Source organism: Propylenella binzhouense, from assembly GCF_009866965.1.
In the GTDB taxonomy this organism is placed as follows: Bacteria; Pseudomonadota; Alphaproteobacteria; order Rhizobiales; family Afifellaceae; genus Propylenella; species Propylenella binzhouense.
The window spans coordinates 40,531-46,530 of the sequence record NZ_SPKJ01000025.1; the positions used below are offsets into that span (position 1 = coordinate 40,531).

The 6,000-nt window shown below is 61.7% G+C and carries 4 protein-coding genes, 1 tRNA gene and 1 pseudogene; 1 reads left to right on the plus strand and 5 read right to left on the minus strand.

Features of this window, described 5'->3' with window-relative positions; genetic code table 11:
- Positions 1-99: 99 nt before the first annotated feature.
- The 3 genes from E4O86_RS09615 to lepA form a co-directional block, all read right to left on the minus strand.
- Positions 100-171: transfer RNA gene (locus tag E4O86_RS09615), tRNA-Ala, on the minus strand.
- 145 nt (positions 172-316) lie between these two features.
- A complete protein-coding gene (locus E4O86_RS09620) occupies positions 317-2,455 on the minus strand; it encodes a hypothetical protein (protein ID WP_161140318.1) in 2,139 nt (712 codons plus the stop codon).
- A gap of 59 nt (positions 2,456-2,514) precedes the next feature.
- Positions 2,515-4,326, minus strand: coding sequence for a translation elongation factor 4 (gene lepA / locus E4O86_RS09625; RefSeq protein WP_425500119.1), 1,812 nt, complete (start codon positions 4,324-4,326; stop codon positions 2,515-2,517).
- A gap of 233 nt (positions 4,327-4,559) precedes the next feature.
- On the opposite strand from lepA, the gene E4O86_RS09630 reads away from it, so the two are divergent.
- A complete protein-coding gene (locus tag E4O86_RS09630) occupies positions 4,560-5,105 on the plus strand; it encodes a GNAT family N-acetyltransferase (RefSeq protein ID WP_161140319.1) in 546 nt (181 codons plus the stop codon).
- Positions 5,106-5,297: 192 nt separating this feature from the next.
- Here E4O86_RS09630 and E4O86_RS09635 read toward each other — a convergent pair whose 3' ends face one another.
- Together E4O86_RS09635 and E4O86_RS23185 are read right to left on the minus strand one after the other, a co-directional pair.
- Positions 5,298-5,480 carry a YqaE/Pmp3 family membrane protein gene (locus E4O86_RS09635; protein ID WP_161140323.1) on the minus strand — a complete coding sequence of 61 codons (183 nt, stop codon included), beginning with the start codon at positions 5,478-5,480 and terminating at the stop codon, positions 5,298-5,300.
- A 134-nt stretch (positions 5,481-5,614) separates the two neighbouring features.
- Positions 5,615-6,000: pseudogene (locus E4O86_RS23185) on the minus strand (hypothetical protein); the annotation flags it as partial.

Below are 6,000 nucleotides of genomic sequence, written 5' to 3' on the forward strand. Positions count from 1 at the left end.
CCTAGACAAATCCCAGCGTCCTAAGCGTTGGACGACTCACCAATTGGTCGGGGACACCGGGCTCGAACCGGCATCTCTGGAGTGTTCGGGATTAAAAGCCGAGGGTGGGCGGGCTCGAACCGCCGACCCCTCGCTTGCGATGCGAGTGCGCTACCGACTGCGCTACACCCTGATGAACGGTTTCCCGTTCGACTTCCCTCACCTGGTGTCGCTCCGCTTCTTCTTCAAGTCTTAACGCCCCGGCGTTTCCTCACCCCTCCATCTTCAATGCGGCGATGAAGGCCTCCTGCGGGATATATCTTCATCGCCACAAATCTTATTGTACCCTCAAGAATTGATTCAGGTACTCTGTGGCTCGCGGGGTCAACTCTCGATTCTTCAGATCGTAGTAGGTGACTCCCAACCTGTTCGCACACTGTTCTGGGTTTAGGTAATAAAACCTACCTTCCAATCTGAGGATTCCATCGCCAATCAGCTGATGAAGAAGCCTTTTCCCCAACGCTCCCCTGCTCACTCGAGAACTCTCTATCTTGTCTCTGAATCGCGCAAGCGATCCTCGGCTATGTGACCGAAACGCAGTAACAATCCTCCGCAAAATACGCTCTGCTCGCTCATAGTCGTCCCCTTCGTCACCAGTATCCGGAAGCGAGCTTTTAAATTTGCCCCAAGGATAACGTTCCGCCCCCGGGAAGTCCACCTGCAACGTACCAAATACTTTTGGCGGGCGGCTAACGCCGTCCTGCACGTTGATGCCGTGAATAGAAGTGGTCGTTTGCCTCGCGTCTTCAGTCGGTCGCTCCGGCCTACGGGGCCGTATTACTATAGATTCAACATCAAACACCAAATCTCTCGCACTTATCCACACATCTCCAACAAACTCAAACTCCTTGGAGGGGGACGAAAACTTAATACACCCGTCTATATCAATATCAGCATGCGAAAGGATCCTGCTAAAAACAAGACAACTAACCACTGTGGTACTAAATTGCACAACTCTTGGCTCTATGATCGTCTCGCGCGCCTCGTCAGTAAAAAACTCAAAACTTCCTTCCAATTCGCTACTCGACGAATCGCCTGATTCTAGGGACAACTGGACATTTCTGTCTATCGTCTCAGACGCCAATGCAGATTCGTACAACATCCCCATATGAGTTGCGTCGATTCGATGAACGACATCTCTACCTCCTTCCCCAAAGAAGAACTCAAACAACAATGGAGATGGTCGTCCGGAAAGCCGCGAATGATCCGATATTATGTCAGCACTCAGGGCATCATTCTCCTTAAGCATCAGCGCATAGAGGTAATCCCGAAAAACTACATTCGCCGCAACTCTGCTGCCTTCTAGCAAAAATGGGTGCTCACGCAGAAATTCCTCGATACTTTCTTCGTACAAATCAGCCGCATGATCCGGCAACCGAGACGACAGTTGGCGAGAACGATCATCTTTATCATGCATATAGAATAAGACTCTGTATGCCTGCTCTCTACTTCCATATAGCCCCTCCATGACGCTCGGGCTTACCATAGCCTTAAGTGCTTCAGGAGCATTATCTTGATACTTACGCTGCTCTCTTTGAAGTATTTCTTCTATCAAACTCCTCACTATCGCTATAGCGCCGCTGTCAAGCTCTTCCGGAGCCGCAGCCCATCGCTGAGCCACGGCATAAAAATTCCTTTCTTCGCTCAGCGCACGCGCGATTGCCATAAGCACCGGTGCATATCCTATGAAGTCTGATACGTTTTCCTCCGGAACGGATTTCTCGATCGCTGATATGATGGAGTTACGAGCATTCTCATAAGGAACGCGAAAACCCGACCGCACTTGTTCCTGCTCAGGCGCAAATTTGACGACATAGCGATCCAGGAACTCGATAGACTTATTCTTATCAAAATATGATATTTCATATATAGGAGCTGATATTTCGTGGCTCGATATATACAGCCATGCATCCTCTATAACCTGCTTCCTCCCTAATATTATGAAACTAAGCCCCCTAGCGTTCCTGGCCATATCGGCGATACTCTTAAGAAAATCTGAAAACGTTGATTCTGTAATACGAATTCTTGCCTCATCCAACGCATCTATTATTATACATCCACGTCCATTTTCGACATCGTTCAAGAATTTAGCCGCAATATCTCGCCCGAAATTCATGTTCATCTGGCCGTCAAGCGCACCGGCACCTATGCTGGGAGCTCTAGCGAGGTCCCAAATAGGAGACTTAAGGAGATAGGCCAATTGAGAGGCGAATGTGCTCTTCCCTACAGCCGCGGGCGCTGTAATCAACACTATCTGGCCTTGCTCTTCAGGAGCTATATCTGACCTGTGTCGCAGGTCCGGGGCGACGAACTCGGCAAGCGTCGCATTTACAACCCGAAAGCTGGAGGTGAGAGGTGTCTTCAACTCGATCTCGGCTCTAGGCAATCTCCTGACGAACTGTTCGAAGCTGATCACCGCCATTCTCCCCCTGTGCGATGAAATTATTACGAACTCCGAACTCAGCCTGTCAAACGTCACCCCTCCATCTTCAATGCGGCGATGAAGGCCTCCTGCGGGATCTCGACCTTGCCGAACTGGCGCATGCGCTTCTTGCCCTCCTTCTGCTTGTCGAGGAGCTTGCGCTTGCGGGTGATGTCGCCGCCATAGCACTTCGCCGTCACGTCCTTCCTGAGCGCGCGCACCGTCTCGCGCGCGATGATGCGCCCGCCGATCGCCGCCTGGATCGGGATCTGGAAGAGGTGCTGCGGGATGAGCTCCTTCAGCTTCTCGCACATCGCCCGGCCGCGCCGCTCGGCCTGGGAGCGGTGGACCAGCACGGAGAGCGCGTCGACCGGCTCGGCGTTCACCAGGATCTGCATCTTCACGAGGTCGCCGGCGCGGTAGCCGGTGATCTGGTAGTCGAACGAGGCGTAGCCCTTCGAGATCGACTTCAGCCGGTCGTAGAAGTCGAACACCACCTCGTTGAGCGGCAGGTCGTATTGCAGCATGGCGCGGGAGCCGACATAGGAGAGGTCGACCTGGATGCCGCGCCGCTCCTGGCAGAGCTTCAGGATGCCGCCGAGATAATCGTCCGGCGTCATGATCGTGGCGCGGATCCAGGGCTCGCGGATCTCGGCGATCTTCACCGGATCGGGCATGTCGGCGGGGTTGTGGAGCTCGATCTCCGTGCCGTCGGTGAGGCTCAGCTGGTAGACGACCGAGGGCGCGGTCGCGATGAGGTCGAGGTTGAACTCGCGCTCCAGCCGCTCCTGCACGATCTCGAGGTGGAGGAGCCCGAGAAAGCCGCAGCGGAAGCCGAAGCCGAGCGCGGCGGAGGTCTCCATCTCGAAGCTGAACGAGGCGTCGTTGAGCCGGAGCTTGCCCATCGCGGAGCGGAGATCCTCGAAATCCGCGGCGTCGACCGGGAAGAGGCCGCAGAAGACCACCGGCTGGGCCGGGCGGAAGCCCGGCAGCGGGTTGGCCGTCGGCCGGCGGTCGTCGGTGATCGTGTCGCCGACGGCGGTATCCGCCACCTCCTTGATCGAGGCGGTGAAGACGCCGATCTCGCCGGCGCCGAGCACGTCCGTCACGAGGAGGCCCGGCGTCATCACGCCGACGCGCTCCACCTCGTAGACGGCGCCGGTCCGCATCATGCGGATCTTCTGGCCCTTCTTCAGCGCGCCGTCGACGATCCGCACGAGCACCATGACGCCGAGATAGGCGTCGTACCAGGAATCGACGAGCATCGCCTTGAGCGGCCCGGCGGGGTCGCCCTTCGGCGGCGGCAGGCGGTGGACGATCGCCTCCAGCACCGCGTCGACGCCGAGGCCCGTCTTCGCCGAGATCATGACGGCGTCGGAGGCGTCGAGCCCGATCACGTCCTCGATCTGCTGCTTGACCCGGTCCGGTTCGGCCGCCGGCAGGTCGATCTTGTTGAGGACCGGCACGATCTCGTGATTGTTGTCGATCGCCTGGTAGACGTTGGCGAGCGTCTGCGCCTCCACGCCCTGGCTCGCATCGACGACGAGGAGCGAGCCCTCGCAGGCGGCGAGCGAACGGGACACCTCGTAGGCGAAGTCGACATGGCCCGGCGTGTCGATGAGGTTGAGCCGGTACTGCTCGCCGTTCCGCGCATTGTAGATCAGGCGCACGGTCTGCGCCTTGATGGTGATGCCGCGCTCGCGCTCGATGTCCATCGAATCGAGCACCTGCTCCTTCATCTCGCGCTCGGTGAGCGTGCCGGTCATCTGGATCAGGCGATCGGCGAGCGTCGACTTTCCGTGGTCGATATGCGCGATGATCGAGAAGTTGCGGATATGGTCGAGGGGCGTCGTCATCCGCGGCATGTAGCACTCGCCCGACGGGGGGCAAAGGGCGGAGGCGCCTGAGCGTCCGGCTCTTCGCCCGCGGCCGGCATGCCGCGCATCGCCCCGGCCGCTTCGATGAGGGGCGCGCAGTCGAAGGCCGCGTTGAGATCGCGGCGAGGCGCGCCGCGATGCAGGCGCGCTTCTCGGCATGTTCCGCCTCTGTATGGTAGGCGGGATTCTGGTGTACCGCCGACGCAGGAGGAGGACCGGCGATGCCGCAACACGTTCGGGGCGACGCGCCCCTCCTGGTCCGCGCCGCGACCGAGGCCGATCTCCCCGGCGTGCTGGCGATCTACAACCATGCCGTCGCCCATACGACGGCGATCTGGAACGACGTCCTCGTCGACCTCGACAATCGCCGGGCATGGTGGCGGGGGCGGGTCGAGGCGGGCTTCCCCGTGCTCGTGGCGGTGGCAGGTGGCGCGGACCGCGCGGCGGATCGCGCGGAGCCCGTGCTCGGCTATGCGAGCTACGGCCCGTTCCGCGCCTTCGACGGGTACCGGCTCACGGTGGAGCACTCCGTCTATGTCGCGGAGGGCGCGCGCCGCCGCGGCGTGGCGACGGCGCTCCTTCGCGCGCTCGAGAGGGAGGCGCGCTCGGCCGGCCTCCACGTGATGGTCGGCGGCGTCGCGGCCGACAACGAGCCGTCGCTCCGGCTCCACGCCCGCCTCGGCTTCGTCGAGACCGGCCGCATGCCTGAAGTCGGCACCAAGTTCGGACGCTGGCTCGACCTCGTGCTGATGCAGAAGGTGCTCTGACCGGACCTCTTCACCGTCGGCCCCGCCGCGCGTGCCGCCGCCAGCGCGTACTGGCAGACCGGCGAGGAGCTTGTCGCCAAGCGGCGCAAGGACAAGCGGATGAACGACCCCTATCTGCAGCCCTGACCGGGGGCCGGCCGGCCCGCCGAGGCCGGCTTGGGCCGGGCGGCCGGCCTCTGCGGCGCCCGGCGCTCAGCGCCTCAGGATGACCCAGACGGCGTGGATGATGCCGGGAATGTAGCCGAGCAGCGTCAGGAGGATGTTGATCCAGAACTGCAGGCCGATGCCGACCTGCAGGAACACGCCGAGCGGCGGCAGCAGGATCGCGAGCAGGATCCGGATGACGTCGCCGCCGGTGGCGGTGCGCCGGGACACCGGATTGCGGTACGGATCGTTCGTGCGGGTATCGTAGGCCACGGATGTGCTCTCCCTGCGTCGGGGAGACAACGCTTGGGCCCGTGGGCCCGTTCCGGGCTTGGGCCCGTGGGCCCGTTCCGGCTGCCCGGGCCTCAGGGCCCCATGCGCAACGATGCGGCCTCCGCGACCGCCTGCGCCGGGAAGGCGGTCTCCGCTTCGCCGGGGCCGTCCTCCGCCCGTGACGGGGCGGCGGACGTGCCGGCCGGAAGCCGGAACGCGGCGGGTATGATCCCTTGCGCGCCGGGCAGGACGGGGGCGTAAGCGGACCAGAGCAGCCGCGGCGCGGGTGTCGGCGCGGCCGAAGCCGGGGCCTCCCGTGCAGGCCGCGGAACCGGAAGCGCGGCGATCACGACATTCTCGGCCCCGCTCGCCCATCGCGGCTCTGCCGGCGCCGGCGCCTCGGTCTTCGACGACGCCGCGACGGGCGGGGCGGCAGCCTCGGCCGCCTCCGCCGCGGCGAGAAGCGCCGGCGTCGGGC